This window comes from Spirosoma knui, assembly GCF_054780635.1.
Genome location: NZ_BAAGVY010000038.1, coordinates 1 through 848 on the forward strand (window position 1 = coordinate 1; position 848 = coordinate 848).

Annotated in this window: 1 protein-coding gene; it reads right to left on the minus strand. The window is 48.5% G+C overall.

Annotated features, from left to right (window positions below):
- Nucleotides 1–15 precede the first annotated feature (15 nt).
- Nucleotides 16–777, minus strand: a complete 762-nt coding sequence (locus ACYVIY_RS28635) for an IS5 family transposase (protein ID WP_460980099.1) — start codon at nucleotides 775–777, stop codon at nucleotides 16–18.
- Nucleotides 778–848 lie beyond the last annotated feature (71 nt).

Consider the following 848-nt stretch of genomic DNA (forward strand, 5'->3'; position numbering starts at 1 on the left):
AGAGACTGTCTAAAATTAAAATCGTCGGATCATAATGCGAATCATGGCCAGTTGAATCATCGCTTCCGATACTTTTACTGACCGTTCATAATCCACACTCAACCGACGCTGATGAGTCAGCCAGGCAAAAGTTCGTTCCACCACCCAGCGTTTAGGCAATAGAACAAACATTTTAATACCGAAGGGCTTACGGATAATCTGTAACACCCAGCGGTAGGTCTTCTTGACCACGGTTTCAAACTCGCCACCATACCCCGCATCTGCAAAAATGACGGTTAAACGTGGAAAATTGATGCGTAAACGATTCAACCGAGCTAGTACAAAACCGGCTCCTCGCCGTTCATCAATGTCGGCCCGGTGAACCACTACGGCTAACAGTAGCCCCAACGTATCGACAATCAAATGGCGTTTTCGACCTTTCACGGCCTTCGCCACATCATATCCGCGTTGCCCACCAACCAGTGTCGTTTTGACGCTTTGAGAATCAATGATGGCTGCTGATGGACTCAGTTTGCGACCGGCTTTGGCGCGAATTTTCTCCCGCAAGGCATCATTGATCTCCTGCCAGAGCCCCAGCCGCTGGAACTTGCGGAAATAGTAATAGACCGTCTTCCAGGGCGGTAAATCCGTCGGCATCTGTCGCCAGGGTATGCCGCCTTTGACCACGTAAAACAGCGCGTTAAACACGGCTCGTAACTCATGTTTACGTTTTCGTTGGTCGGCCAACAAGTTCTTGATAACTTGCCATTGGGAGTCGGTCAGATTGGTAGAATACATTGGTGGTTCTTTGTTTCTACCAACTTACTGGCTCCTTACTGTATTGGCAACACCATTTTTAGACAGTCTCT